This window comes from Parasphingorhabdus sp. (genome assembly GCF_036963705.1).
Classification (GTDB): domain Bacteria; phylum Pseudomonadota; class Alphaproteobacteria; order Sphingomonadales; family Sphingomonadaceae; genus Parasphingorhabdus.
This window is the reverse complement of record NZ_JBALUT010000002.1, coordinates 44,031-69,065: the sequence shown is the minus strand read 5'-3', so window position 1 is coordinate 69,065 and position 25,035 is coordinate 44,031. Positions and strand designations below refer to the sequence as shown.

General features: G+C 57.1%; 22 protein-coding genes. 12 read left to right on the top strand and 10 right to left on the bottom strand.

The window, feature by feature from the left end:
- The first annotated feature begins 52 nt into the window (after positions 1 to 52).
- A complete protein-coding gene (locus V7680_RS00870; RefSeq protein ID WP_335651395.1) occupies positions 53 to 2,245 on the top strand; it encodes a ComEC/Rec2 family competence protein in 2,193 nt (730 codons plus the stop codon).
- Here V7680_RS00870 and lexA read toward each other — a convergent pair.
- Positions 2,239 to 2,928, bottom strand: a complete 690-nt coding sequence (gene lexA / locus V7680_RS00865; protein ID WP_335651394.1) for a transcriptional repressor LexA — start codon at positions 2,926 to 2,928, stop codon at positions 2,239 to 2,241. The genes V7680_RS00870 and lexA overlap by 7 nt on opposite strands.
- A 306-nt stretch (positions 2,929 to 3,234) precedes the next feature.
- Here lexA and V7680_RS00860 point away from each other — a divergent pair, with 306 nt between their 5' ends.
- Together V7680_RS00860 and V7680_RS00855 are read left to right on the top strand one after the other, a co-directional pair.
- Entirely contained in the window at positions 3,235 to 3,939 is a 705-nt protein-coding gene (locus V7680_RS00860; RefSeq protein ID WP_335651393.1) for a hypothetical protein, read from the top strand.
- Positions 3,936 to 4,916 carry a hypothetical protein gene (locus tag V7680_RS00855; RefSeq protein WP_335651392.1) on the top strand — a complete coding sequence of 327 codons (981 nt, stop codon included), beginning with the start codon at positions 3,936 to 3,938 and terminating at the stop codon, positions 4,914 to 4,916. The genes V7680_RS00860 and V7680_RS00855 overlap by 4 nt, the downstream gene beginning before the upstream one ends.
- A 114-nt stretch (positions 4,917 to 5,030) precedes the next feature.
- Here V7680_RS00855 and V7680_RS00850 read toward each other — a convergent pair whose 3' ends face one another.
- Genes V7680_RS00850 through V7680_RS00830 form a run of 5 tightly spaced genes read right to left on the bottom strand, consistent with a single transcriptional unit; the run spans position 5,031 to position 9,034 of the window.
- Positions 5,031 to 6,215 carry a molybdopterin molybdotransferase MoeA gene (locus V7680_RS00850; RefSeq protein WP_335651391.1) on the bottom strand — a complete coding sequence of 395 codons (1,185 nt, stop codon included), beginning with the start codon at positions 6,213 to 6,215 and terminating at the stop codon, positions 5,031 to 5,033.
- Positions 6,212 to 6,682: a cyclic pyranopterin monophosphate synthase MoaC gene (gene moaC / locus V7680_RS00845; protein ID WP_335651390.1), complete on the bottom strand. Its 471-nt coding sequence runs from the start codon at positions 6,680 to 6,682 to the stop codon at positions 6,212 to 6,214. Before moaC ends, V7680_RS00850 begins: the two co-directional genes overlap by 4 nt.
- Complete coding sequence (gene trpC, locus V7680_RS00840; protein WP_335651389.1) at positions 6,679 to 7,470, bottom strand: indole-3-glycerol phosphate synthase TrpC; 792 nt, start codon at positions 7,468 to 7,470, stop codon at positions 6,679 to 6,681. The genes moaC and trpC overlap by 4 nt, the downstream gene beginning before the upstream one ends.
- Positions 7,467 to 8,453 carry an anthranilate phosphoribosyltransferase gene (gene trpD, locus V7680_RS00835; RefSeq protein WP_335651388.1) on the bottom strand — a complete coding sequence of 329 codons (987 nt, stop codon included), beginning with the start codon at positions 8,451 to 8,453 and terminating at the stop codon, positions 7,467 to 7,469. Before trpD ends, trpC begins: the two co-directional genes overlap by 4 nt.
- The gene (locus V7680_RS00830) at positions 8,450 to 9,034 is read right to left on the bottom strand and encodes an anthranilate synthase component II (protein ID WP_335651387.1); all 585 of its coding nucleotides are present in this window, start codon (positions 9,032 to 9,034) and stop codon (positions 8,450 to 8,452) included. Before V7680_RS00830 ends, trpD begins: the two co-directional genes overlap by 4 nt.
- Before the next feature lie 199 nt (positions 9,035 to 9,233).
- Between V7680_RS00830 and V7680_RS00825 the strand changes: the two genes are divergently transcribed.
- Positions 9,234 to 9,536, top strand: coding sequence for a polyhydroxyalkanoic acid system family protein (locus V7680_RS00825; RefSeq protein WP_335651386.1), 303 nt, complete (start codon positions 9,234 to 9,236; stop codon positions 9,534 to 9,536).
- Between the two features lie 90 nt (positions 9,537 to 9,626).
- Here the strand turns inward: V7680_RS00825 and V7680_RS00820 are convergent, their stop codons facing one another.
- From V7680_RS00820 to V7680_RS00810, 3 genes are all read right to left on the bottom strand, one after another.
- Positions 9,627 to 9,983, bottom strand: coding sequence for a hypothetical protein (locus V7680_RS00820; RefSeq protein ID WP_335651385.1), 357 nt, complete (start codon positions 9,981 to 9,983; stop codon positions 9,627 to 9,629).
- An 81-nt stretch (positions 9,984 to 10,064) separates the two neighbouring features.
- Positions 10,065 to 11,615, bottom strand: coding sequence for an anthranilate synthase component I (gene trpE / locus V7680_RS00815; protein ID WP_335651384.1), 1,551 nt, complete (start codon positions 11,613 to 11,615; stop codon positions 10,065 to 10,067).
- 7 nt (positions 11,616 to 11,622) lie between these two features.
- Positions 11,623 to 13,566 (bottom strand): peptidylprolyl isomerase, encoded by a 1,944-nt coding sequence (locus tag V7680_RS00810; RefSeq protein ID WP_335651383.1) that lies wholly within the window; start codon positions 13,564 to 13,566, stop codon positions 11,623 to 11,625.
- Between the two features lie 152 nt (positions 13,567 to 13,718).
- Here V7680_RS00810 and tpiA point away from each other — a divergent pair, with 152 nt between their 5' ends.
- The 4 genes from tpiA (at position 13,719) to V7680_RS00790 (ending at position 17,760) form a co-directional block, all read left to right on the top strand.
- Complete coding sequence (tpiA, locus tag V7680_RS00805) at positions 13,719 to 14,465, top strand: triose-phosphate isomerase (protein WP_335651382.1); 747 nt, start codon at positions 13,719 to 13,721, stop codon at positions 14,463 to 14,465.
- Positions 14,466 to 14,724: 259 nt separating this feature from the next.
- Complete coding sequence (gene secG / locus V7680_RS00800; protein WP_335651381.1) at positions 14,725 to 15,123, top strand: preprotein translocase subunit SecG; 399 nt, start codon at positions 14,725 to 14,727, stop codon at positions 15,121 to 15,123.
- Between the two features lie 177 nt (positions 15,124 to 15,300).
- Positions 15,301 to 16,932, top strand: a complete 1,632-nt coding sequence (locus V7680_RS00795) for a CTP synthase (protein WP_335651380.1) — start codon at positions 15,301 to 15,303, stop codon at positions 16,930 to 16,932.
- A 141-nt stretch (positions 16,933 to 17,073) separates the two neighbouring features.
- Positions 17,074 to 17,760: a Crp/Fnr family transcriptional regulator gene (locus V7680_RS00790; RefSeq protein WP_335651379.1), complete on the top strand. Its 687-nt coding sequence runs from the start codon at positions 17,074 to 17,076 to the stop codon at positions 17,758 to 17,760.
- Between the two features lie 167 nt (positions 17,761 to 17,927).
- Here the strand turns inward: V7680_RS00790 and V7680_RS00785 are convergent, their stop codons facing one another.
- Entirely contained in the window at positions 17,928 to 18,404 is a 477-nt protein-coding gene (locus tag V7680_RS00785; protein ID WP_335651378.1) for an Hsp20 family protein, read from the bottom strand.
- A gap of 509 nt (positions 18,405 to 18,913) precedes the next feature.
- On the opposite strand from V7680_RS00785, the gene V7680_RS00780 reads away from it, so the two are divergent.
- From V7680_RS00780 to dnaE, 4 genes are all read left to right on the top strand, one after another.
- Positions 18,914 to 20,164 (top strand): lipoprotein-releasing ABC transporter permease subunit, encoded by a 1,251-nt coding sequence (locus tag V7680_RS00780; RefSeq protein WP_335651377.1) that lies wholly within the window; start codon positions 18,914 to 18,916, stop codon positions 20,162 to 20,164.
- Between the two features lie 4 nt (positions 20,165 to 20,168).
- Positions 20,169 to 20,843, top strand: coding sequence for an ABC transporter ATP-binding protein (locus V7680_RS00775; protein ID WP_335651376.1), 675 nt, complete (start codon positions 20,169 to 20,171; stop codon positions 20,841 to 20,843).
- 99 nt (positions 20,844 to 20,942) lie between these two features.
- Positions 20,943 to 21,416 carry a glutathione peroxidase gene (locus V7680_RS00770; protein WP_335651375.1) on the top strand — a complete coding sequence of 158 codons (474 nt, stop codon included), beginning with the start codon at positions 20,943 to 20,945 and terminating at the stop codon, positions 21,414 to 21,416.
- 112 nt (positions 21,417 to 21,528) lie between these two features.
- Positions 21,529 to 25,032, top strand: a complete 3,504-nt coding sequence (gene dnaE / locus V7680_RS00765; protein WP_335651374.1) for a DNA polymerase III subunit alpha — start codon at positions 21,529 to 21,531, stop codon at positions 25,030 to 25,032.
- Positions 25,033 to 25,035 lie beyond the last annotated feature (3 nt).

The window sequence follows — 25,035 nt, the reverse complement described above, 5'->3', positions numbered from 1 at the left end:
GCCCCTGTGATAGGTTTGGAAAATGCGGGATGGATTGAGCCCGAATGGTACCATGAGCACCGGTTCCGGTTCGATCAGTCTCGCCCTTAGCATGCTGTTTCATCCGCGACAATTGATTGAATTGCTGCGGCGAGAAAGGCCTCTCGAAAAGCCCGAACGGCTGTTCGAAAAGGAGCGCGACCAATTGCCCTTGTGGTTGCCGGTGGCGCTGGGCTGCGGGATCGCCGCATGGTTCAATCTGGCTTCTCCGTCATGGTGGCTTGCCTTCATCTGCATTTGCGCTTCGGTCGCCATGTTCGCGGTGATGCGGGGACGAGAAAGCCGGACAGCGAGCGCTCTTTTCTGGTTCTGTCTGTTCGCCGCTTTGGGTTGCATTCTCATCTGGTTCCGGTCCTCTCAGGTCGCAGCGCCGGTATTGGAACGGCCCGTCGTCACCAGTTTCAACGCTGAGATCGAACGGGTGGAGCCGGTATTGGCGAGGGACATGGTGCGGCTTGTGCTGGTGACCGGAGAAGATTCACAGCTTCCACCGCGCGTCCGGGTGAATGTCCCGCTCGAACGGGCAACTGCCGAACTGCAAAATGGTGCAGTGATCCAGTTGCGCGCGCGGTTGATGCCACCGGCGATGCCCGCGCTGCCGGGGGCTTATGATTTTTCCGAGAGGGCGTGGTTTCTAGGGCTCGGTGCTACCGGTCAGGCGCTGGGAGATATCCGGATATTGCGTCCAGCCGATCCTCTGTTCGCGCTTTCCCGTTATCGGCAGCAGTTGTCCGCGCATGTCCAGTCGCAAATGCCCGGCGCTGCCGGTGCGATCGGAGCGACATTGGCCACGGGAGATCGCGGGGCGATCGATGAAGCCGATGCCGAAGCGATGCGGCGCAGCGGTCTGGCGCATCTGCTCTCGATCAGCGGGTTGCATGTGACCGCCGTGGTCGGGGCGGTCTATGTGCTGGTGTTGAAGACACTCGCCTTGTCGCCACCTCTGGCGCTCCGGTTCCGGCTGCCGATCGTTGCCGCAGCATGCGCGGCGCTGGCGGCGGTCGGCTATACGCTGATGACCGGCGCACAGGTCCCGACGATCCGCGCCTGTGTCGCTGCCTTGCTGGTTCTGGTTGCCCTGATGATGGGGCGCAGCGCGATCACCTTGCGGATGGTTGCAGCGGGAGCGCTGTTCGTATTGGTCTTCTGGCCCGAATCTCTGGTCGGCCCCAGCTTTCAACTCAGCTTCGCGGCGGTAACCGCGATCATCGCGCTGCACGAACATCCGTGGATCAAGGCACTGGTGATGCTGCGCGAAGAACATTTTATCCGCCGGGTTGGGCGTTTCATCTTCTCGCTCTTCCTGACCGGTCTGGTGGTCGAAGTCGCCCTGATGCCGATTGCATTATATCATTTCCACAAGGCAGGACTTTACGGCGCTTTGGCCAATATCATCGCTATTCCTTTGACAACATTCGTTATCATGCCGCTGGAGGCGCTGGCGTTATGGCTGGATGGCGTCGGACTGGGCGCGCCGGTCTGGTGGCTTTGCGGCAAGGCGCTGGGCAGTCTGATCGCGCTCGCCCATTTCGTGTCCAGTCGTCCCGGCGCGGTGACCATGTTGCCGTCGATGCCGGTGATGGCCTTCGGATTGGTGCTATTTGGAGGGCTGTGGATTTGTCTGTGGCGGGAGCGGTGGCGCTATTGGGGGCTGTTTTCGGTCTTGCTCGGCGCGCTGATGATCACGGCGAACCGCGCGCCGGACATTTATATCACCGGCGACGGACGTCATGTCGGCATCCGCAATGATAGCGGGGAACTGGCGATGTTGCGCACCGGCGGCGGCGATTTCATCCGTGATATCATGCTGGAAAATGCCGGTGTTGAGGGGAAATCTCAGGTGCTAGAAGACTGGCCCGACGCGCAGTGTAATGTCGATTCATGTCTGGTTATCTTGACCGGAAGCGACCGTAAATGGGTGCTGCTGGCCACCCGCAGCTCGCATTATATCTCCGCTCTGGCTTTGTCGGCTGCGTGTCGCCGGGCCGATATCGTGGTCAGCGACCGGCGATTGCCGGCCAGCTGTCAGCCGCGATGGATCAAGGCCGACCGCAATTTGCTATCGCAGGTCGGCGGCATGACGATTGATCTGGAGCAGCAGAAAATCTCGACTGCAGTGGAATGGACCGGCGGGCATATATGGACCCGCTACCGGTCCGCCAAAGAAACCGCCGAGCGCAAGCCGCTCCGTCGCGCCAATCAGTAGCGGCGCAGCAATCCGGCCATCTTGCCCTGGATACGGACTTCGCCTTCGCCATATATTTGTGGTTCATAGGCGGCATTGGCGGGATCGAGACGGATGCTTCTGCCTTCTTTGCGCAGATATTTCAAAGTCGCTTCTTCTTCGTGGATCAAGGCCACAACAATCTCGCCATCGCGCGCCACTTCGGTTTTCTGGATCAGTGCATAATCGCCATCAAGAATACCGGCGTCGATCATCGAATCGCCCGATACTTCCAGCGCATAATGTTCGCCGGGGCCAAGCAAAGCGGCAGGAACGCTGAGCGCCGTCTGGCCTTCCATCGCCTCGATCGGAGCGCCAGCGGCGATCCGTCCGTGCAGCGGAATTTCCAGAACATCATTATTGGCAGGCGCAGGATTGGATACCACTTCGCGGACCGGATTTTCGGGATGCAGGGTGATCACGTTGGATGCTGCGATCGCCGACACGCCACCTTCCGGCAATTTCAGCACTTCCAGTGCCCGCGCCCGGTTGGGCAGGCGGCGAATGAAGTGCCGCTCCTCGAGCGCGCTGATCAGCCGGTGAATGCCGGATTTCGACTTCAGGCCGAGCGCCTCCTTCATTTCCTCGAACGAGGGAGAGACGCCGCTATCCTTGAGCCTGTCATCAATGAAACAGAGGAGTTCATGTTGCTTTTGCGTGAGCATGTCCAGTTTCCTGTTCTGGGAACGAATAAGGAACAATTATGAAACAAAACGGGGGAAGTCAAGCGGGAAGTGGTTAATTTATTGGCAGAACGGTAGCGGTCATGGATCAAATTGATCCGTTGCCCCGATGGCGGCTATTCGCGTTTTTGATCAAAAAGCTCTCGTTCTGGATACGCCTCAGTTGCGGACGTTTGGCCATTTCTCTTGTAAACCTGTTAGCTGACATTATGAAAAGACGCTTAAATACAGGGAAAGGCGGTAACTGAGATGAGACCAAAGCCGCTGCGCAGAATATACTGTCCCATTATGGCGGGCAGTTCCGCCCTTGCGGCGATAGCCCTTGCTCACGCGGCTCCCGCCCTTGCTAACGAAGCGCCAGACATCTCCATTTGCGACGACCTGCCGAGTGATCCGTATATCACGGTCGACCGCGTAGATCCCATCTCCCTGCCAGCCGATTGGGAGGGCGTCGCCACATCTTCGCGCAACTGGATCGCGATATGGACCGAGCATAGCAGGACCTATTGCGTGGAAACCGCATGGATGTTCGAGGCCACCAATCTCGAGCGATTTGGCGAGCGTTTCCTCGGCTTCGACTGGATCGGTCTTGAGGCCTTTGGCTACGTACTGATTGACCGGGCCCGCCAAGGCCGCGAGATCGATACGGGCTCCAGACCGATTTTTTCACCCGACGGCAGCAAATTTGCCACGTTGCAAAGGTCCGATGCAAATTATGGCGGTTTTGAAGGCTTCGCGATCTGGCAAACCCACGGAAACATGCTCGAGCCCTATATTGTCAATGCCGGGCCGCCGCTCTATCCGATGTACGATTGGCGGATAGACCGCTGGGAAGGGGAGCATTGCCTGCATATTTCAGCGGTCCCCTATGACCGTTTTGAAGGCAAGTGGGAAATCCTTCCGGGCGTCACAAGAGACCACTATGTGTCCAGTGCTTCCAATGACTGGCGTATCCTTGAAGGCGTGGAATGTAAAATGGGGAATCGACCTTGAACGCTGCGCTGACGGTTCGCAGCTGGTTCATCGCCAGTGCCGCCGCAGCAGCGCTATCGGGTGGAGCAGTGTCGGCTAGCAAGCCTGCGCCGCTTGACTGGAAAACTGCCACAGCCGGCTTCGCTGAAGGCGAGCAGAGGACTCCGATGGTCTTCAACATGAAGGACGCTGCGCGCTGCAGCGGTCGCTGGATGGTCCACGCGGGGGCGTTGGGTTACGGCACCTTCCCGGAACCCGCTGCGGATGCCTTCACAGAGCAGTTGCAGCTCCCCGCCGCTATGAATGCGGTCGATTTTTTCATCACGGAGGATCGCGACCATCCCGCCTCTCGCGATGGTGCTGACGAGGCCGATCGCCTGCTGGGGCTCGCATTAGCGGGCGATGCGGCGGCAGCGCGGACCTATTTCGACAATCTCGGCCTGTGTTCGACCCGGCCTGAAATGGTGCAAGATGTGACCGCCATGGCGGTAGATGCGGCAGCGACGACCCAGCAGCAGACAGACGCATCGCCAGTCGAGCTTCCATCGGATGATTTCGACGAGCCTGTAAACCAGCAAAGGCTCGCCTTTGTCGAAATGTTTGCGGGGCGATTGCGCGACGGCGCGCCAGTTGCCGACCTGCTGAAGCCACAAATATTCTTCGTCTATCTGGTCGAAAGCGAGTGCTCAGCCGTCACGACCGGGCATGTTGACCTGTTGCCCGCCAGCGATGTCGACTCCGGGTTTCCTTTTGAAGCCACGTACACTTGGGAAAACCCGGATTGCACAGTACCGCCTGAGCTCGATTCAATTGAAGCCTTCAATCTGAGGGCAATAATGTCCCGCTGGAATACAATAAAAATCCAGGTCGAGGACCATAATTTTGATGTTTTCTACTTCAAGGATGAAGGGAGGGACGATTATCTCCTGATCAGCATCGAGCCTCATGGCGATACCTATGCAGTCTCGCAGATCGAATATCGTTTGGAAATGTTCTAAGAGCCGGGATGAGCTCACATTGATAGCGAACGGCACTCAGGAAACTATAGCAAAAGGTCGAAGAATATACGTGTAAGTTGCTGATATAGAGCATCTTCTCGGGATTCTTGATAACTATATCGCAATATAAGGAACCATCTCACCGACATCCGCCGCGTCCGCATTGGCCGGCCGACAGAGCAGCGCATTCGCCGCCGCTAGTACCGAAAGCTTGGCGCTATCCTGGCTGTTGAACGGTGTAATCCCGGTCTGATCGACCTTCGCCCGCAAAAACTGGGCGCGGGGGCCGGTGGCGGGGAGGGCTTCGCTGGTCGGGGCGCTTTGATAATCAGGGAGATAGTGGGCGGCTCCGGCCATGAAGCGGACCAGCGGCAGCAGAAACAGGGTCGCCGAGACAAAGGCGGACGCCGGATTGCCGGGCAGAGCCAAGATCACGGTCGATCCGATCTTGCCCGCCATCACCGGCTTGCCCGGCTGCATCGCGATCTTGTAGAAATCAATCTCCGCGCAGAGCTTGCGAAAGGCCGGTCCGACCAGATCATGGTCGCCGACCGATGCGCCGCCGATAGTGACAATGACGTCACAATCCCGCGCGCTTTCCAGCGCCGCGCACAATGTTTCCATATCGTCGGCGATGCGGCTCAGGCTGCGGGTTTCGGCTGTCATTCCCGATAATAGGCTTGCCACCATGACGTCATTGCTGGCGGGTATCTGGTGGGGTAGACTGTCCTGGCCGGGGGCAACCAGTTCGTCTCCGGTCGAGACCACCGCGACCCTTGGCCGCTTGCCGACCAAAAGCTCGCCATAGCCTGCGATTACCGCCTGGCCCAATGCGGCGGGGTTGAGCAAGCTGCCTGCAGGCAAACCGCGATCGCCGCGTTCGAAATCGCCGCCCTTGTGCCTGACATGACGGCCTCTGCTCGGCGATGGTTCTTCGGTCAGGCGGATGGTCTGGCCGTCGGCCGCGACATTTTCCTGCATGACCACGGTATCGGCGCCCTCGGGCAGCAGGGCTCCAGTGAAGATACGGGCGGTCTCTCCGGGCTGCAACGCGCGGCAGGGCGGGCTTCCGGCCTTGCACTCGCCGACCAATGTCCATGGGCCGTCCCTATCTTCAAAGCGGATCGCATAGCCATCCATCGCCGACATATCGGCCGCCGGCTGGTCGCGCTTGGCAATCAGATTCTCGGCAAGATAGTGATTCCATGCGTTATGCACGGGAAGGCTTTCGGAGGGCAGGCGGGTTGCCAAGGCTATCAGCCGTTTCTGGGCTTCGTCCAGAGGCAACAGGCCGCTCATGGCGCGACCCAGTCTCCCGATTTTCCTCCGCTTTTGGAGATTAGCCGGATATCGCCGATCACCATGTCTTTCTGCATCGCTTTCGACATATCATATATTGTTAGGAGTGCGACAGAACAAGCTGTTAATGCTTCCATTTCAACGCCGGTTTTTCCGGTCAGTCGCGCCATGGATGATATCTTGATGCCGTCATCGAGGAAGGTGAAATCCACCGCCACCTTGGTCAGCGCCAGCGGGTGGCACAAGGGGATCAGATCGCTGGTTTTCTTGGCCGCCATGATCCCGGCGATCCTTGCGGTGGCGAGCACGTCACCCTTCTTGATTGCATTGGTCTTTATCGCTTCCAATGTTTCCGGTGCCAGGGTGATCCGGCCCTCGGCGCGGGCTTCGCGGACGGTGTTGGCCTTACCGCCGACATCGACCATATGGGCTGCGCCATCGCCGTCGATATGGGTCAATTTGCTCATGCTGTTCCCGTCAATAGCTGCCGCGTCGCCGCTTCGACATCATCCTGCCGCATCAGGGATTCACCGACCAGAAACGTGCGCGCGCCGGATCCGGACAGGCGCTGGCAATCCTCGTGGGTGAAGATGCCGCTCTCGGAGACCATGATCCGGTCATCCGGGACCAGCTTGGACAGGCGCTCGGTCTGCTCGATGCTGGTCTCGAATGTCTTCAAATTGCGGTTGTTGATCCCGAGCAATGGCGATTGCAGTTTCAGCGCCCGCTCCAGCTCGATTTCATCATGAACCTCGATCAGCACGTCCATGCCGTGCGATATCGCCTTGGCTTCGATCTCGGCTGCCAGCCCATCGTCCAGCGCCGCCATGATGATCAATATCGCATCGGCACCAAGCGCCCGCGATTCGGCGACCTGCCACGGGTCGACCATGAAATCCTTGCGCAAGCAGGGCAGGTCGACAGCGGCGCGAGCAGAGACGAGATATTCGTCCGCGCCCTGAAAATAGGGAATGTCGGTCAAAACCGACAGGCAGGCTGCGCCACCCGCCTGATAGGCCCGCGCATGGGCCGGGGGATCGAAATCCTCGCGGATCAGCCCCTTGGACGGGCTGGCTTTCTTGATTTCGGCGATCAGTGCAAAGCCATTGGCAGACTTTTCCTTGATAGCGGCAACAAAACCGCGCGGTGGAGTCTGTTGCTGGATGTCGTCGCGCAGTGTCGAGGCCGACACAACGGCTTGCCGCTGCCGGACATGGTCGCGCTTGGCTGCGCAGATTTCGTCGAGCTTGTTCATTGATTGGCTATCCAGCAGTCGAGCATCGCTTTGGCAAGTCCCTTGTCGAGCGCTTCCGCCGCTTCTTCGACACCTTCTTCCCAGCTGTCGACTTCTCCGGCAACCATCAGCGCAGCGGCGCTGTTGAGCAATACCGCATCGCGATAAGCGGATTTTTCACCCAGCAGCAACGCCCGCAAGGCCGCTGCATTATATTGCGCGTCACCGCCCTTGATAGCTTCGGCAGCATGGCGGGGCAGGCCCGCGTCTTCCGGCGTGATGCGGCTCAATGTGACGCTTCCGTTTTCGATCATCGCAACCCGGCTAGGACCGGAAATGCTGAGCTCGTCGAGGCCTTCCTCGCCGGAGACGATCATCGCCTTGTCATAGCCCAGTTGCGCTGCCGCTTCGGCATAGAGTTCCACCAGATCGGGCGATGCAACGCCGATCAGCTGGCGTTTGACCCGCGCCGGATTGCAAAGAGGGCCGAGCAGATTGAAGATCGTCCGCCGTCCGATTGCCTTGCGGATCGGAGCGAGCGGGCCCAGTGCCGGATGGTGGTTGGGGGCAAAGAAAAAGGCGATACCGATCTCGCGCAGGCTTTGTTCGCCATTGGTCGCTGCTTTGGCAAGGTCGAGCCCTAGCGCTTCCAGTGTATCGGCTGCGCCCGACTTGCTGGAGGCGGCGCGATTGCCGTGCTTTGCCATTGGTATGTCGCAGGCGGCAACCACCAGCGCGGTGGCGGTGGAGATATTCAGACTGTGGCTGCCGTCGCCGCCGGTGCCGCAGACATCAATCGCGTTTTCGGGCGCATCAACGCCGATCATCCGGGCGCGCATTTCGCTGGCCGCCGCTGCTATTTCGCTGGCGGTCTCGCCGCGGTCGGCGATGCCAATCAGGAATGTCGTGATCTCTTCCGCCGAACAGCCGCCGTCCAGTATCGCGGCAAATGTCTCTCGGGCAGCTGGTTCGGATAGCGGATGCGCGGGATCGGGCAATCTCATGCCAGTGCCTTTGCTTCGATCCCCGCAATCGCCATGAAATTGGCCAGCAGCGCATGGCCATGTTCGGTAGCGATGCTTTCCGGGTGGAATTGCACCCCGTGGATCGGCAGACTTTGATGACGAAAACCCATGACCGAGCCGTCTTCGGCGGTCGCATTAACGTGCAGGCTATCGGGAATATCGTTGACGATCAGCGAGTGATAGCGGGTCGCGGTATAAGGCGAAGGCAATCCTGCAAACACACCGCTATTGTCGTGGTTCACTGCGGAAGTCTTGCCGTGCATCAATCCGCCGCGAACAACCTTGCCGCCGAAATGCTGGCCGATGCTCTGGTGGCCGAGACACACGCCGAGCAAGGGTTTCTCCGCATCCGCGCAGGCAGCTACGAGATCGAGCGATATGCCCGCTTGATCGGGCGTGCGGGGGCCAGGAGAGATCAGGAAGGCCTGCGCGTTGGTCCTGAGGGCTTCGGTGGCGGTGAGCGCGTCGTTACGCTCCACCCGCACCTCTGCACCCAATTCCATCAGATAATGGACCAGGTTGAAGGTGAAGCTGTCATAATTGTCGATAACGAGGATCATGCAAAGCTGCCTAATCGGAAATTATCGGCAGGCCAAGTGTTTCCGCGAAGGCTTTGACCTACGCGCATGCGGTGATAGAGAAATTGCCAAGCACCTGCCGTTAGCACCGAGCTTGTCCAAGCGCGCCCTCCGTCTATAGGCGTCCTTCGACAGGCTCGGGACTAGCGGCTTTAGTAACATGTCTGTTTGGAGAATCATCATGGGCGAACCGGTCACCGTCAATATTCCGCATAAATTGGGTCTCGCCGAAGCCAAAAGCCGGATCGGTAGCGGCATTCACACCCTGAGCGATATCATCCCGGGCGCCAGCCTGACCGATCATCACTGGGAAGAGGATCATCTCCATTTCACCCTGGAAGCGGTCGGCCAGCGCATCGTCAGCGACATGCACGTCCGCGAAGACGAGGTTTACGCCGTTCTCGAACTGCCGCCAATGCTGGCGATGTTCGCCAACAAGATTAAAGCGAAGCTGCAGAAGGAAGCGCCGAAGATGCTGGAATAAAGTGCCAGCGATCAAAACTTGCTATGGCCTATGACGGGCACTGTCTCTGGAAGTTTTGTGGAAAGGCGCGTTCTAGTCGCGGTTCCGGATCTAGCTGCCCTGATCGTCGACAGCGGAGGCGAGGCGATCCAGCCAGGCCCGTGCCTGTTTCGGTTCGCCTACGGCTTGCGGAGCGACCGGACCGCGTGAGGCGAGAAACTGCTGTTGCAGTTCGAAGGGCGGCATGAAGAGAATTTCCCGTGCCCGGTCTATTTCCTCGCCCAATTCCTGCAGTTCATTGATTGTCGGAGCGATGGCGGCGCGGGTGGCGCGATCACCATTGTGGTCAAACAGGCCCCACTTGCCAGCGGCTGCTGTTCGCAACGCATCGAGAAGCACGGCCTCATAGTCCGTTTCGAGACCGGAACGGCGGGCATCTAGGCGGTCAAGACGATCAGCTTTTGACATTCGCTGGCATTACAGCGCACGGGTCCCGTTGGCAATCCAAGCCGGACACGACATTTTCGCGGCGGAAGCAGACATTCCGGCTTACTGCCCGAACCCCACATCCCGCGCCCGCTTCACGGCCTCTTTCGCTGCCGCCAGCAAAGCACCAGCCTTGGCCCGGCATTCGGCTAACTCATAAGCCGGATCGCTGTCCGCCACGATTCCCGCGCCTGCCTGCACATGCAGAATGCCGTCCTTCACGATCCCGGTTCTCAGCACGATACAGCTGTCCATGCTGCCATCGGGGGAGAAATAGCCGACGCCGCCGGCATAGGCGCCGCGGGTTTCGGGTTCGAGCTCGGCGATGATTTCGCAGGCGCGGACTTTGGGCGCGCCGCTGACGGTGCCGGCGGGGAAACCCGCGAACAGGGCGTCTAGCGCGTCTTTGTCCGGAGCAAGTTTTCCGACTACGTTGGAGACGATATGCATCACGTGGCTGTAAAATTCGACGGTATAGCTGTCGGTGACCTCGACGCTGCTCGCGGCTGCTACCCGGCCAACGTCATTTCTGCCTAGATCGAGCAGCATCAAATGTTCGGCCCGCTCCTTGGGATCGGCGAGCAGGCTTTCCTTATTGGCTTTATCCTCCGCCGCATTGGCTCCACGCGGCCGGGTTCCGGCGATCGGTCGGATGGTGACTTCGCCATCGCGCGCCCGGACCAATATTTCCGGACTGGAGCCGGTCAGGGCAAAGCCTGGCAGATCGAGGAAGAACAGGAAAGGAGACGGATTGATCCGGCGCAATGCGCGATATAATTCTATCGGCGGCAGAGTGAAGGGCGTGGTAAAACGCTGCGCCAGCACCACCTGGAAGATATCACCGGCCTCGATATAATCTTTGGCCCGCAGCACCATCTCGCCATATTTTTCCGCAGAGATTTGTGGCGTAAACTCCGGTCCGTTCGGGCTCAGCTTGTCGAAGTCAGCCTGTGCGTCGTCCGACAACCGTCCTTCAACAAGCTCCGGACGCACGGCGGTGGACAGGCCCCGCTGCGCTTCATCCAGCCGTTCTTCTGCCGAAGCGATCTTCGTTTCGCTATCGCCTTGCGTCTCCGGCCATACCGGTGCCACCAGAAACAGTTCATCGGCGAGCCGGTCAAAGATCAGGATGACCGTCGGCCGGACGAACAGCATGTCGGGCAAATTCAGCTCGGACTGCGGCGCCCGGGGCAACTTCTCGACGAGACCGATTGTCTCATAGCCAAAATAGCCGACCAGACAGGCGAGGGCGCGGGGCAGTTCTTCCGGCACGTCCATCTGGCAGGCCTTGACCAGTCTGCGCAAGGCGGAGAGGCTGTCGCCGCTTTCCGGAGCAAATGTCTCGCGATCCTGCAACCAGCTGCGATTGATCGCTGCCTGCTTGCCATCGGCCCTGAACACCAGATCAGGGGCAAGGCCGATCATGCTGTGGCGACCTCTGGTCTCGCCACCTTCAACCGATTCGAGCAAATAGTCGCCGCGACCTTCTTCCATCAACTTCAAGGCAGCAGACACCGGGGTTTCGGTATCCGCGACCTGCCGTCGCCAGATCAGGGCCGGCTTGCCGCCCTCAAGTGCCGCGCGCGCCGCTTCTGTACCGAAACTGCCCGCCATGGCTGCTTCAGTTACCGCCCAGCAGCTGCTTTTTCAGCGCGGAGAGCGTGTCTTCGTTACGCTTCACACCGATATCGGCCTTCATCGCGTTGATGAACTGTGCGGTATATTCATTGCCGATAACCTGCTTGAATTGGGCCTTTGTCGCTTGCAGCAAATCGTCGCGCTTGGATGCATCGCCGGGATTGAGCTTGTCTAGAACCACCACGAACCAACCTTGGTCGCGCGGGGCTTGCAAGGACTTGGCGGTGCCTTGCGCCATGCTGAACATCAGGCTGAGTGGTGCAGGCACTTGGCCTTGCTGACCTTGCCGGGCGAGATCCGCTCTGGTCGAGCTGATCTGTTGTGGGCGAGGCAGTTGCACACCGGCATCGGCGATCGCTTTGGATAATGAAGAGCCGCCACTGACTGCCTTGGCAATCTTGTCCGCAACGGCCTTGGCTTTTTTCGACCCTTCGCTCAGCATATAATCACGGGTGACCAGTTGCTCGATCTGCGCGAGTGGTGGCGGAGCCGCTAGAACTATTTCGCTCACATCGATCGCGGCATATTTCTCGCCGGGGATGATTTCCACGATCTGGGGATCGGAATCTTCTTCCACCGCAAAGGCGATCGGCAATAGCCGCTGCATCTCTGGGATCGGCTTGTAATTTTGATCGTTGGGATTCTGGCCATTGGCAAGCAGAGCAGGGGTCGCTTCGACCTTTAGCTGTTCCGCCTTGGCAATGTCGGCAAGCGTCGCTCCATCAGCAAATTCATCCTCAAGCCGGATGGTCAGGTCTGCTATTGCTTCGTCGGTTTTGGTGCGGGTCAGTTCGCTGACAATCTCGGCGCGGGCCTGTTCCAATGTGCGGCCGGGGATCTGCTTGATATCCTTGACCATCACTATGTGCCAGCCGAGCGCGCTCTGCGCAGGCCCGGCAACTGCACCCGAATTGGCGGTAAAGGCGGCATTGGCAACAGCCTGCGATGCGCTGTTGACGAAGTCTGCCTTGCTGGTCGGGCCGAGGTCGGCGGCGGACAGGCCAACCGACTGGGCCGCCTGCGCGATGGAAGTGCCGCTGCCGATTTTGTTAGCCAGGGCTTTGGCAGCAGCCTCGGTCGGAACGATGACTTGGCTGAGACTGCGGGTCTCGCTAGCCGAATATCTTTTCTTGTTGAGATTATAAAAGCCCGCGATTTCCTTTTCCGTCGGCTTGATCTTGCCTTCGAACCGTGATTTTTCGAAAATAGCGTAGCGGATCGTCCGGCGCTCGGGGATCGTGTAGCGCGATGCGTTTTTGGCATAAAAGGCCGCGACCGCTGCTTTGGCTGGCTGACTCTTGTCGATGAAGGCAACCGAAGGAATGGTTGCAATCTGGCCTTGGCGTGATTCCAGCAGCAGCGAAGCATAAGGGACTACAAGCTTCTGCGGTACAGCTACGCCGAAACCGGCAGGTGTCAGTAATTGGTCAGCCAGCAGGTTGCGGGTAAAATCGCTGCGCAATTGCGCTTCGTTTATGCCCTGTTGCTGCATGGCGCGCCGGAAATTTTCTTCGCTAAACTGCCCGTCTGCTCCCTGAAAGTTGGGAATACCGGCGATTTCGCCGTCAACCAGCCGCTTGCCGGCAGCCATGCCATATTTGGTGCCGAAATCGGAGATGGCAAAGCTGTTGATCAGCCGTTCTAGCACATCATCGAAACCGCCGCCGTTGATATAGGTTTTAAGGTCAAGCGCGGTATTCTCACGCTGCTCGCCGCGAAAAGCATTGTTTACCGACTGGCTGAGTTCGGAAGTGGAAAGCTTGCTATCACCTACTTTGGCCGCTGTGCCCGAACCGGTAACCCCGCCGAAAGTGCCGCTACTCGAAACGTCGGCCGTAGCAAAAGCTATGGCGATCAACGCGACGAAACTGAAGGTCAGAAAAAGGCCGAGTTTCGACGAAAAAATACGACGGAAAAAACTGATCATAAAAGAGATGTTCCATTGCGGGAGTTGGATTTGCGCTTGCTTTAGGCGGCTTGGCTTTGTGGTTCAAGCAAAAGACTGCGGAAGAAAATTGGCAAGGCGAAGGATATTTGATAGCGGACGGCGATCACAAAAACAAAAAGGCAGAGGGCATCATGGCAAATCGCAAATATATTGTCGGCAATTGGAAAATGAACGGGCTGCGCGCGCAGCTTGCGGATATTGCAGCGATTGCGGCAATCGCTGCCAATCATGAAGGTGCAGACGTAGGCATCTGTCCGCCGGCGACGCTGATCGCTGCCGCTGTCCAGGCCAACCCCGACTTTGCGATTGGCGCACAAGACTGTCATTTTGCCGAAAATGGTGCCCACACCGGCTGCCTGTCGACCGCGATGCTTCAGGAAGCTGGCGCTACTTACTCGATTCTCGGCCACAGCGAACGTCGCGCCGATCAGCAGGAAGGCGATTCCGAAGTGAAGGCCAAGGCGGAGGCGGTTCACGCGGCTGGCATGGGTGCGATTATCTGCGTCGGCGAGACCGAAGAGGAGCGCGATGCCGGTCAGGCGATTGAAATAGTCACGGTCCAACTGGCCCGGTCTTTCCCCGCAGGCGCAAGCCCAGACTGGCTGACTATCGCTTATGAACCGGTTTGGGCCATCGGTACCGGCCGGGTTCCCGAATCCAGCGACGTGGCGGAAATGCATGCAGCGATCCGGGAGAAGCTCGGGGAATTGATGGGGCAGGGCAGCGACGCAGTTCGCATTCTCTATGGCGGTTCGATGAATGGCGGCAACGCAGCGGAATTGCTGGCAATCGCCAATGTCGATGGTGGGCTGGTTGGCGGCGCGAGTCTAACGGCCGCAAAATTCGGACCGATTATCGAGGCCGCTGCCGCTGTGTGAATAACGCCGGAGATTGTCGCCGGACAGGCAGGACGGATCGCTGGATTGGGTCTGTCAAATGTTGGAGACATTGGGAAACAAGATTTCCAACTTTTGTTAGAATCTGTCCGACATTACGCGTTTCCAACCTTCCTGGGCCCTAACTTTGACTAACTTTGGCTATTGAGCGGTGATGGATCATCGCTTGAATGTCGCTCTATCAATCGCTATGTGCGCTGCACGTCGGAGCGCATGCTCGCCTTATTAGTTCGGAAAATCCATGTTTCTATTTCTTACCGTCCTTCAAGCCATTGTAGCCGCCATGCTGGTCGGCATTATTTTGATGCAAAAATCCGAAGGCGGCGGACTGGGTGTTGGCGGATCGCCTTCCGGCATGATGTCGGCGCGCGGCGCTGGCGACTTGCTGACGCGGACTACCGCAACACTGGCCGTGCTTTTTGTCTCCTTGTCGATCACGTTGGCGGTTCTGGCCGCTGCTGAAGGCAAGGTCGAATCAATCGACCAGAGTCTGCAACGCGACACCAGCGCGCCGGTTTCAGCGCCTGCTAATGAAGTGCCGCTGGTCGGAGACGATCCGTTGGCCGCTGCCGCTGCTGCTGCTGGCGAGAGCCCGGCACCTGCTGCCAACTCGGACGGCAATATCCCGCTCGACCAATAGGCTGTTTCCGACCCAATAATCGGTTTTGATGTTGAACGTTTCGACAAGCGTCCGGGCCTGCCCGGACGACAAACCCTTGATGCGCCTGCTCTGACCAAATCAAATTAATATTTATTTCGTTTTTCCGGATTCGCGGGATTGCCATAAGTGGGGTTAACCGCTTAAGCCTCTTCTCCCATGGCGCGATATATTTTCATTACCGGCGGTGTGGTTTCCTCTCTTGGCAAAGGTCTGATGGCTGCGAGCCTTGGTGCTCTTTTGCAAGCCCGCGGATTTTCCGTGCGGATCCGGAAACTCGACCCCTATCTCAACGTTGATCCGGGCACTATGTCGCCCTATCAGCACGGCGAAGTCTATGTCACCGACGATGGTGCGGAGACCGACCTTGATCTTGGCCATTATGAACGGTTCACCGGCGTTCCGTCGCTGCAATCCGACAATGTCACGTCGGGTCGAATCTACCAGTCTATCATCACCAAAGAGCGTCGCGGCGACTATCTCGGCGCCACCGTGCAGGTCATTCCGCATGTCACCGACGCGATCCAGGAATTTGCCGAAGACAAGCTCGACGGCATCGATTTTGTATTGTGCGAAATTGGCGGAACGGTTGGCGATATCGAGAGCCTGCCGTTTATCGAAGCGATTCGGCAGTTGCGCAACAAGGTCGGCCGGGACAATGCAATTTCGGTGCATGTCACTTTGGTGCCTTATATTGCCGCCGCTGGCGAACTGAAGACCAAGCCAACCCAGCATAGCGTCAGGGAATTAACCTCGCTGGGGATCCAGCCGGACATTTTGCTCTGCCGCTGTGAACATCCGCTGCCCGATACGGAGCGGGCCAAAATTGCCCAATTCTGTAATGTCCGCAAAGAATCGGTGATTCCGGCATTGGACGCCAGCAACATCTATAACGTGCCGCTGCAATATCATAATGAAGGTCTCGACACCGAAGTGCTCCGCGCTTTCGGCATCGAGGACGCGCCGGCGCCTGACTTGTCGCGCTGGTATGATGTCATGGAGCGGATCGAAAACCCGGAAGGCGAAGTCATCGTTGGCGTGGTTGGCAAATATGTCGGTCTGCAAGATGCCTATAAATCGCTTCAGGAAGCCCTGTTTCACGGCGGCCTGGCGAATCGGGTCAAGGTGCAGGTCCGTTGGCTGGATGCGGAACTGTTCGAGAATGAAGAAGATCTTGCCGCCAAACTGGAGCCGCTTCACGCTATTTTGGTGCCGGGCGGCTTTGGCGAACGCGGTAGCGAAGGCAAGATCGGCTCAGTCAAATTTGCCCGCGAAAATGATATCCCGTTTTTTGGTATCTGCCTGGGTATGCAAATGGCCTGCGTCGAAGCCGCGCGCAATCTGGCCGGCATTGACACCGCATCGACCACAGAATTTGGCGCAACCGAAGAGCCTGTCGTCGGTCTGATCACCGAATGGATGACCGAAGAAGGCCTGCAAAAGCGCGAAGCTGGCGGGGACATGGGCGGTACCATGCGGCTCGGTGCCTATGATGCCGTGTTGCAGCAGGGATCGAAGATCAGCGAAATCTATGGCAGTCAGGACATCAGCGAACGCCATCGTCACCGCTATGAGGTGAACAAGGGCTATGTAAAAAGACTGGAAGAAACCGGCCTCATATTCTCCGGCATGTCACCGGATGGCGAGCTTCCCGAAACAGTGGAAAGACCCGACCATAGCTGGTTTATCGGCGTGCAATATCACCCCGAACTCAAGAGCAAGCCATTTGACCCGCACCCGCTCTTTGCGTCATTCATTGCCGCAGCTTTGCAGCAAAGTCGTCTCGTCTGAGAGTAAAACTGTTGCAAATCCAATAGTTTTGACCGAATGTCGAATTTATCCAATTCAATTTACAGAATGTGACTATTGTCACACGAATGCCGCACAAGAAAGCTAGCAAAAGCTTCAGAACAGGGTCGAGGGAATAGAGCAGTGAAAGCCGAGGAACTGGCAAATATATTGGCTGAACACAGCCTGTTTGCTGACTGTGACGAAGCCGAGTTGGCTGATTTGATATTGCGCGGGCATTTTGTGCAATATAAAAAGGGGGACGAACTGATCATGCAAGGCGATCCAGGCAACTCGCTCCTGATATTGTTATCGGGCAACGCGCGGACCAGCATGATCGCCAGCAATGGCCATGAAGTCGTTCTCGACTATGCGGAAGCGGGACAAGTTCTCGGAGAAATTGCGCTTTTGGATGGTGGTGAACGGACCGCTAGCGTGACCGCCATCGAGCCAACATCCGCGCTTTCAATCACCCGCGCGGCGTTCGAAGAAATTCTTAGCAAGCACAAGAATATGGCGCTGCGGCTTTTGAAAGTCATGGCGAGCCGGATCCGGATGGCCAACAACATGATCGAAGGCGATCGTGCTTATACTTCAGGCCCTCGTCTGGCGCGCTATTTGCTGCGGCTATCTGTCGTAGGCGCGGAAGAAGGGCGACTGAAACTGGACTTGAGCCAGAGCGAACTCGGAAACTTTGCCGGAATGTCGCGCGAACATATTAATCGGCAACTGTCCTCCTGGTCTGAAAGCCAGATCGTGGCAGTGGAAAGCGGAAAGGTCCGGATATTGGACCATGCGATGCTTTCCCACATCGCCGAAGCAGATTCTTGACGAAAATTGGCCATTTGCGACCCGGGCTAATTATCGTCAAGAGTGACACCAAGCGGGTGTCAGGGGCAGTCGGATCCTCATCCGGCTGCCCCATTTCATTCTATCATTGATCAAAAAAGGCAGCCAGATCGCTCTGGCTGCCCGATTATTTGCGGAAGGGGGCCGGTTTAAGCCGCCTTATCTTCCTTTTTCTGTTTGTGCGCGATTTTGGTAACATTATCGGCCTGATTGATGGTGATCTTCTGTGGCCGCATCGCGTCAGGGATCTCCCGAACCAAATCGATCTCCAGAAGGCCATCCGCAAGCGCTGCATTGTCGACCCTGACAAAGTCAGCGAGCTCGAACCGTCGTTCGAAGCTGCGGTTCGCGATGCCCATATGCAGGAATTGCTTGCCTTCATTCTCTTCGTTATTTTTGTTGCCAGTGACGAGCAGTAGATTCTGCTGGGCGGTGATTTCGATTTCTTCATCCTTGAAACCGGCGACGGCCAGCGTGATCCGGTAATGATCTTCACCGCTGCGTTCGATGTTGAACGGCGGGTAATTCTCGGACTGCTGCGCGCGGGCATTATTTTCAAGAAGGTCGAATAGCCGGTCAAAACCTACGGTTGAACGGCGATAGGGGGTAAAGTCAAAACGGTTCATATCTAAATCCTCTTAAATTGAGCAATGTAAATTTGGACCCGCAAATACGGCATCCGATTCGTTGATGTGAAACCCTATTGGCGTCTCACATAAACAAAGATATGCTCAAGTCAGTAGATTTCAAGAGGTATAAAAAGCGCCAATTACCGATGATCTGGCAATTTTATCGGGACAAAAAAACGCCCGGATGCCAATGAGCACCCGGGCGAAAATGGTGACGAATTAAATCGCCCCCTGTTTTCCCGTCCTATTCAACGCCGCATGTCCCCCAACATTTGACGGAACCGGAAGGGATCCCTGAACCATGACCCGTTAATCGAGATGTTTGATTCTGTTACCATCTCTGATCGACTGACATAAATTTGTCATGATAAATTTGGACTTTTCGACAGATTGACGATCTCTTGTGTCATATAGGCAACAGCAGATAGTAAACCATGCCACTTGCTTGCCCCGACCGGCAACCGTAAAGGCAAAGGAAATCTGATCTAAGGAAGTCGTCGAAAACTATGCTCCTATCCCGTTACGAATGGGTTATCGCAAAGCGCTATTTGTTACCCGGCAAAGGCGAAGGATTTATCTTTCTGGTTGCCAGTATCTCTCTGGTCGCGGTCATGCTGGGCGTGGCCGCTTTGATCGTGGTGATGAGTGTCATGAACGGCTTCCGGGCTGAATTGTTCGACAAGATCGTCGGACTCAATGGCCACGCCGTGATCCAGGGCTATGGCGGCCGTCTGCCTGACTGGAGAGAGCTGCTGGAGGAAACCCGCAAGACCGAAGGCGTTGTCTCTGCTTCGCCATTGATCGAACAGCCATTGCTGACCACGTTCAACGGACGGGTCGAAGCTGTGCTGGTGCGCGGGATGCTGGTTTCGGACATATTGAACAATGAAACGCTGGACGGGAAAACCGTGTCCGGCGATCTGGCGCGTCTCGAGCCGGGGGCAGGGCGTGTCGGTATCGGCAGTCGTCTGGCGATGACGTTAGGCGCGCAGGTGGGGAGCCGGATCACCGTGATCAATCCGCAAGGGCGCTCCACGCCTTTCGGAACCGTACCCCGGGAAATTGCCTATGAAGTGGCCGCGATTTTTGAGGTCGGTGTCTATGATTATGACAAGGCCTTTGTCATCATGCCGATGGAAGATGCCCAGACTCTATTATTGCTTGGCGACCAGATCGGGATGATCGAGATCAAGACCAACGATGCCGATAATGTGAGTAATATTATAGCGCCCCTGATACCAAAGGTTGCCGACCGCGGCGTCATTACCGACTGGCAAACAATGAACGCATCCCTGTTCGAAACGCTGCAAGTCGAACGGGTCGTAATGTTCGTGATCCTGTCGATCATCATCCTGGTCGCCGTGTTCAACATCCTGTCATCGCTGATCATGCTGGTCCGGGCCAAAACCCGGGACATAGCCATATTGCGGACAATGGGAGCTTCGCGCGCGTCGCTGTTGCGGATATTTGTCACTGTCGGCACTTCGATCGGGATGCTCGGCATAGCTGCAGGTATTGGTCTTGGCTTGATTGCAATTTACTTCCGCCAGAATGTGATCAATTTCGTCCAGATGATCACCGGACAGAATCTGTGGGACCCCTCGATCCGCTTTCTGACCGAGCTTCCGGCACGAACCGATCCGATGGAGGTCGTCGGCATCGCCGGACTGGCCCTGTTATTCAGTTTTCTGGCCACGCTCTATCCTGCCTATAAGGCGGCCAGTACCGATCCGGTACAGGTGCTTCGTTATGAATGATTCGATGAACCAGAAAACAGTAGAATTGCGGAATGTCCGGCGTAGCTTTGTGCAGGCGGACGTCAAGATAGAGGTGCTTCGTGGCGTCGATCTCGATATCAACGCTAATGAGATTGTCGCGCTTGTTGGTCCTTCCGGTTCGGGAAAATCCACACTGTTGCAAGCGGTCGGATTGCTCGAAGGCGGATTTGAGGGGTCGATCAAGCTGAACGGCGAAGAAACCGCACAATTGCCGGCCAGCGGCCATACACGGATCCGGCGCGATTTGCTGGGTTTCGTATATCAGTTTCACCATTTATTGCCTGATTTCACCGCCCTGGAAAATGTCGTGATGCCGCAATTGATTGCAGGCGTGGGCCAGAAAGCGGCCGAAGAAAGAGCCGAAACGCTCTTGCGCAGCCTTGGCCTCGGCGACCGGCTCAATCACACGCCGAGCAAATTGTCCGGCGGTGAACAGCAGCGTGTCGCAGTTGCCCGCGCGCTGGCCAACGCACCGAAGTTGGTGCTGGCCGATGAACCGACCGGGAACCTGGACGAAGCCACGGCGGAACTGGTTCTTGCGGAATTTATCAGTCTGGTACGGCAAGAAGGCAGTGCCGCGTTGATAGCGACCCATAACGAGCGACTGGCCGCGAAAATGGACAGGGTTGTCCGGCTCCATGAAGGAGTATTAACCTAGTCTTTTCAATTTGAAACGAGAATGGCTTTGACTTTTCCGGTTCGAGTATCAAACTGAAGGTCAAGCCGAACCAAGAAAATCAAACAATGCGGGGCGCATATGACGGTTACTGAATTTCAGGTAAAACAAGCCGATGGATCTATCCAGGACTTGTCCGCTCACAAGGGCAAAGTGCTCTTGATCGTGAACACTGCCTCGAAATGCGGATTTACGCCGCAATATGAAGGGCTGGAAAAGCTGCATCAGGAATTCAACGATCAGGGCCTCGAAATATTGGCCTTTCCCTGCAATCAATTCGGTAATCAGGAACCTGGTGATGCCGACGAAATCAAGAATTTCTGCTCGCTCAACTATGATGTGAGTTTCCCGTTGATGAACAAGGTCGACGTCAATGGCGAGGACGCCGACCCACTATGGAAATATTTGAAGTCGGAAAAATCAGGCCTGTTGGGTTCCCGGATCAAGTGGAACTTCACCAAATTTCTGGTTGATCGCGAGGGCAATGTCGTCGCCCGATACGGTCCTGCGGTAAAGCCGGAGCAGCTGAAAAGCGAGATTGAAGCGCTTCTGTAAAAGCCGCATTTCGATGTGATCTGCCTAAATAGCTGTGGACAAACGGTCGATAGTTCAGCGTCTCGTCGTCCTCCCCATATGCAAGATCAAATTGCTGCGTTAGTCTGAAGCCATGGCCCTTATCCCTTTCGTCCATCTACGCGCCTTTTCGGCCTATACGATTCTGGACGGCGCTATGGAGCCGACAGCGATCGGTGCGGCGGCCAGAGAGCGCGGATTTCCGGCGGTTGCCTTGTGCGACCGGATTGGTCTGTTCGCCTCAATGGCTTTCGATGACGGTTGCCGTTCCAAAGGCGTCCAGCCGATCACCGGCTGCTTTTTGCGAGTAGCGCGTCCCGGTGGTTCGGAAAAAGACAAGCCGGTGCTCGACTGGCTCGCGCTCTACGCACAGGATGCCGAGGGATATGAAAATCTCTGCAAACTGGTGTCTGCTTCCCACCTCGATCGACCGAGCGAGTTCGACGCCCATGTCGGGATGGATATGCTCGCCAAGCATAGCGCCGGCTTGCTTGCCCTGACCGGCGGTGGCGAAGGCGCGCTCGCCCGCCTGATCGCCGAAGAACAGCAATCCGAAGCCGAAGCCTATCTGACATCGCTACAGACCCATTTTCCGGAGCGGCTCTATATCGAGCTTTCGCGGCGCGAAGATCCAATAGAAATAGCGGCCGAAGCCGGTCTGATCACCATGGCCGTTGATCGCGATATTCCGCTGATTGCTACAAACCCGAGCTGTTATTCCGAACCCGGTTTTCACGAGGCCCACGACGCGATGAAATGCATCGCTCAATCCGCCTATGTCGAAAATGATGATCGCGAGAAACCATCCAAACATCTGTGGATGAAAAGCGCGCTGGTGATGGAGGAAACATTCTCCGATATCCCGGAAGCATTGGAAAACACGTTGGTCGTTGCGCAGCGATGCGCATTTTCTCCGCCCAAAAGAGACCCGATCCTGCCAAGTCTCGCAGGTGATCTCGCTGGCGAAATTGAGCAATTGCGCCGCGATTCCACCGCTGGTCTCGAGCGACGGCTGGCGGTTCTTGACCTCGCCGACGAAGCCGAACGGCAAGGCTATTTCGACCGACTGGATTTCGAGCTGGATGTTATCGTCAAGATGGGATTCCCCGGCTATTTCCTGATCGTTGCCGACTTTATCAAATGGGCGAAGGATCATGATATTCCGGTCGGTCCGGGGCGTGGTTCGGGTGCTGGTTCGGTTGTTGCGTGGGCGCTTACCATTACTGATCTCGATCCGATCAAACTTGGCTTGCTGTTCGAACGTTTCCTTAACCCGGAGCGTGTCTCGATGCCGGATTTCGACATCGATTTCTGCGAAACCCGTCGCGGCGAAGTCATTCGCTATGTTCAGGAAAAATACGGCGACCGGCAGGTCGCCCAGATCATCACTTTCGGGAAGTTGAAAGCCCGCGCTGTGCTGCGTGACGTCGGCAGGGTGCTGCAAATGCCCTATGGGCAAGTCGACCGATTGACCAAATTGGTGCCAAACCATCCTACCGATCCATGGGACTTGAAGCGCTCGCTCAACGGCATCTCGGAACTGGCGCAGGAATATAAACAGGCGGATGTGAAGCGGCTGTTCGATCTGGCAATGCAGCTCGAAGGCCTGCCGCGGCATAGTTCGACCCATGCTGCCGGTGTTGTGATCGGCGATCGTCCGCTCGATCAACTGGTGCCGCTATACCGTGATCCGCGTTCGGACTTGCCAGTGACCCAGTTCGACATGAAATTTGTCGAAAAAGCCGGACTGGTGAAGTTCGACTTTTTGGGACTCAAGACGCTGTCGGTGTTGAAGAAAGCGGTCCAACTGCTCGCCGAGCGGGGCATAGAGGTCGATCTCGATGGCCTCAGCTGGGAAGACAAGAAGGTCTTCGAACTGCTCCAGCGCGGCGATACTGTCGGCGTGTTTCAGCTGGAATCAGAAGGTATGCGGCGCACGCTGGCCGCGGTGAAACCAACGAACTTCGGTGACATTATTGCGCTGGTCTCGCTCTATCGGCCTGGCCCGATGGACAATATCCCGCTCTTCGGCGATCGCAAAAACGGGCGCGCCGAAATCGCATATCCGCATCCTTTGCTGGAGGGGATCCTGAAGGAGACTTACGGGATTTTTGTCTATCAGGAACAGGTGATGCAGGCAGCGCAGATCATCGGTGGCTACTCGCTTGGCGAAGCAGATTTGCTGCGCCGGGCCATGGGTAAGAAGATACAGGCCGAAATGGATGTCCAGCGCAGTAGGTTTGTGTCGGGAGCAGCGGAAAAGGGATTGAACAGCGAACAGGCCAATGAACTGTTCGACTTGATCGATAAATTCGCAGGCTATGGTTTCAACAAAAGTCACGCGGCTGCCTATGCGCTGCTCGCCTATCAAACCGCCTGGCTGAAAGCCCACTATCCGCATGAATTTTATGCGGCTTCCATGTGTTTCGATATGCATCAGTCTGACAAGCTCAGCATTTTTGTCGACGATATGAAGCGGCTGGACGTGGCGGTGTTGCAGCCTGCGATCAACAAAAGCCGACCCAATTTTTCTGTTGAGGAGCAATCGGAAGGCCGGCTCGCCGTCCGATATGCGCTCGCGGGATTGAAGAATGTCGGTGAGAAAGCGATGCAGTCTTTGGTCGCCGAACGCGCCGCAGAAGGTCCGTTTTCGTCGATCGAGGATTTCGCCAATAGGATCGATCCGCACGGACTCAACAAGCGGCAGCTGGAAAGTCTGGCCTCGGCAGGGGGATTTGACGAACTGGAACCCAATCGCGCGGCGGTTTATGACGGCGCGGATATGATCTTGTCGGTCGCCAACAGCGCAGCCGACGCGCGCGAAAGCGGGCAGGGCGGTCTCTTCGGCGAGGGCAGCGCTGGCGGCGATATGCAGGCCATTAGACTGCCGGAGGCTAGCAACTGGTCGCTCAATGAAATCATGGTCCACGAACGGGATGCTTTCGGTTTCTATTTCTCTGCTCACCCGGTCTCCCAATTCCAGGCTGTGACCTCGTCGCTGGGCGCGCTGACCTACGCAGCTTTGTGCAGCGAGGGCCCGATCGGGGAAGGCATACGCAAGCCGGCGGTCATGGCCGCCCTGGTCGAGAAAGTGCGCTGGCGTGACAGCCGCAGAGGAAAACGGTTCGCACTCGCCGACCTGTCCGACAGCAGCGGGCAGTTTTCGGGTAGCTGTTTTGACGAGGACCAGTGCAAGATACTAGCGGAGCTGGCGGATCAAGGTGGTTGTGCTTTGCTCAACGTCGAGCTCGACCAGCAGTCCGAAGATGAGAATCCCCGCGTCGCGATCAGGCGGGCTCAGCCGCTCGAAGGATTGGAAAGAACCACAAGAACGTGCATGGAACTGCAAGTGCATGACATTACGGGATTGCACGAGCTGACAAATCTGGTGGCTCCATTGGTTGGTGGTCATAGCGAATTGGTGGCAACCATGGCCGGTCCTGACGGCGATCCGGTGACGGTCTGTCTCGGCCGATCTTTTCGGTTCGATGCAGAAACCGTGGATATGCTGGAACGGGTCAACGGAATCTCGGGCGTCCGTCTGGGCGCGGCCCGCCCCATGCGGGTGGCGAAACCCAAATTAAGGCTTGTCAGCTAGCGC

Bases quoted from the DNA above. Each gene is read 5' to 3' on its own strand.
- trpC (WP_335651389.1), bottom strand. From the start codon at position 7,470: ATGAACAAGCTCGACGAAATCTGCGCAGCCAAGCGCGACCATGTCCGG.
- V7680_RS00780 (WP_335651377.1), top strand. From the start codon at position 18,914: ATGCTCCTATCCCGTTACGAATGGGTTATCGCAAAGCGCTATTTGTTA.
- V7680_RS00820 (WP_335651385.1), bottom strand. From the start codon at position 9,983: ATGTCAAAAGCTGATCGTCTTGACCGCCTAGATGCCCGCCGTTCCGGT.
- lexA (WP_335651394.1), bottom strand. From the start codon at position 2,928: ATGCTCACGCAAAAGCAACATGAACTCCTCTGTTTCATTGATGACAGG.
- V7680_RS00795 (WP_335651380.1), top strand. From the start codon at position 15,301: ATGGCGCGATATATTTTCATTACCGGCGGTGTGGTTTCCTCTCTTGGC.
- secG (WP_335651381.1), top strand. From the start codon at position 14,725: ATGTTTCTATTTCTTACCGTCCTTCAAGCCATTGTAGCCGCCATGCTG.
- V7680_RS00785 (WP_335651378.1), bottom strand. From the start codon at position 18,404: ATGAACCGTTTTGACTTTACCCCCTATCGCCGTTCAACCGTAGGTTTT.
- V7680_RS00860 (WP_335651393.1), top strand. From the start codon at position 3,235: ATGGCGGGCAGTTCCGCCCTTGCGGCGATAGCCCTTGCTCACGCGGCT.
- trpD (WP_335651388.1), bottom strand. From the start codon at position 8,453: ATGAGATTGCCCGATCCCGCGCATCCGCTATCCGAACCAGCTGCCCGA.
- trpE (WP_335651384.1), bottom strand. From the start codon at position 11,615: ATGGCGGGCAGTTTCGGTACAGAAGCGGCGCGCGCGGCACTTGAGGGC.
- V7680_RS00830 (WP_335651387.1), bottom strand. From the start codon at position 9,034: ATGATCCTCGTTATCGACAATTATGACAGCTTCACCTTCAACCTGGTC.
- V7680_RS00850 (WP_335651391.1), bottom strand. From the start codon at position 6,215: ATGAGCGGCCTGTTGCCTCTGGACGAAGCCCAGAAACGGCTGATAGCC.
- V7680_RS00775 (WP_335651376.1), top strand. From the start codon at position 20,169: ATGAACCAGAAAACAGTAGAATTGCGGAATGTCCGGCGTAGCTTTGTG.
- V7680_RS00870 (WP_335651395.1), top strand. From the start codon at position 53: ATGAGCACCGGTTCCGGTTCGATCAGTCTCGCCCTTAGCATGCTGTTT.
- V7680_RS00770 (WP_335651375.1), top strand. From the start codon at position 20,943: ATGACGGTTACTGAATTTCAGGTAAAACAAGCCGATGGATCTATCCAG.
- moaC (WP_335651390.1), bottom strand. From the start codon at position 6,682: ATGAGCAAATTGACCCATATCGACGGCGATGGCGCAGCCCATATGGTC.
- dnaE (WP_335651374.1), top strand. From the start codon at position 21,529: ATGGCCCTTATCCCTTTCGTCCATCTACGCGCCTTTTCGGCCTATACG.
- V7680_RS00825 (WP_335651386.1), top strand. From the start codon at position 9,234: ATGGGCGAACCGGTCACCGTCAATATTCCGCATAAATTGGGTCTCGCC.
- V7680_RS00810 (WP_335651383.1), bottom strand. From the start codon at position 13,566: ATGATCAGTTTTTTCCGTCGTATTTTTTCGTCGAAACTCGGCCTTTTT.
- tpiA (WP_335651382.1), top strand. From the start codon at position 13,719: ATGGCAAATCGCAAATATATTGTCGGCAATTGGAAAATGAACGGGCTG.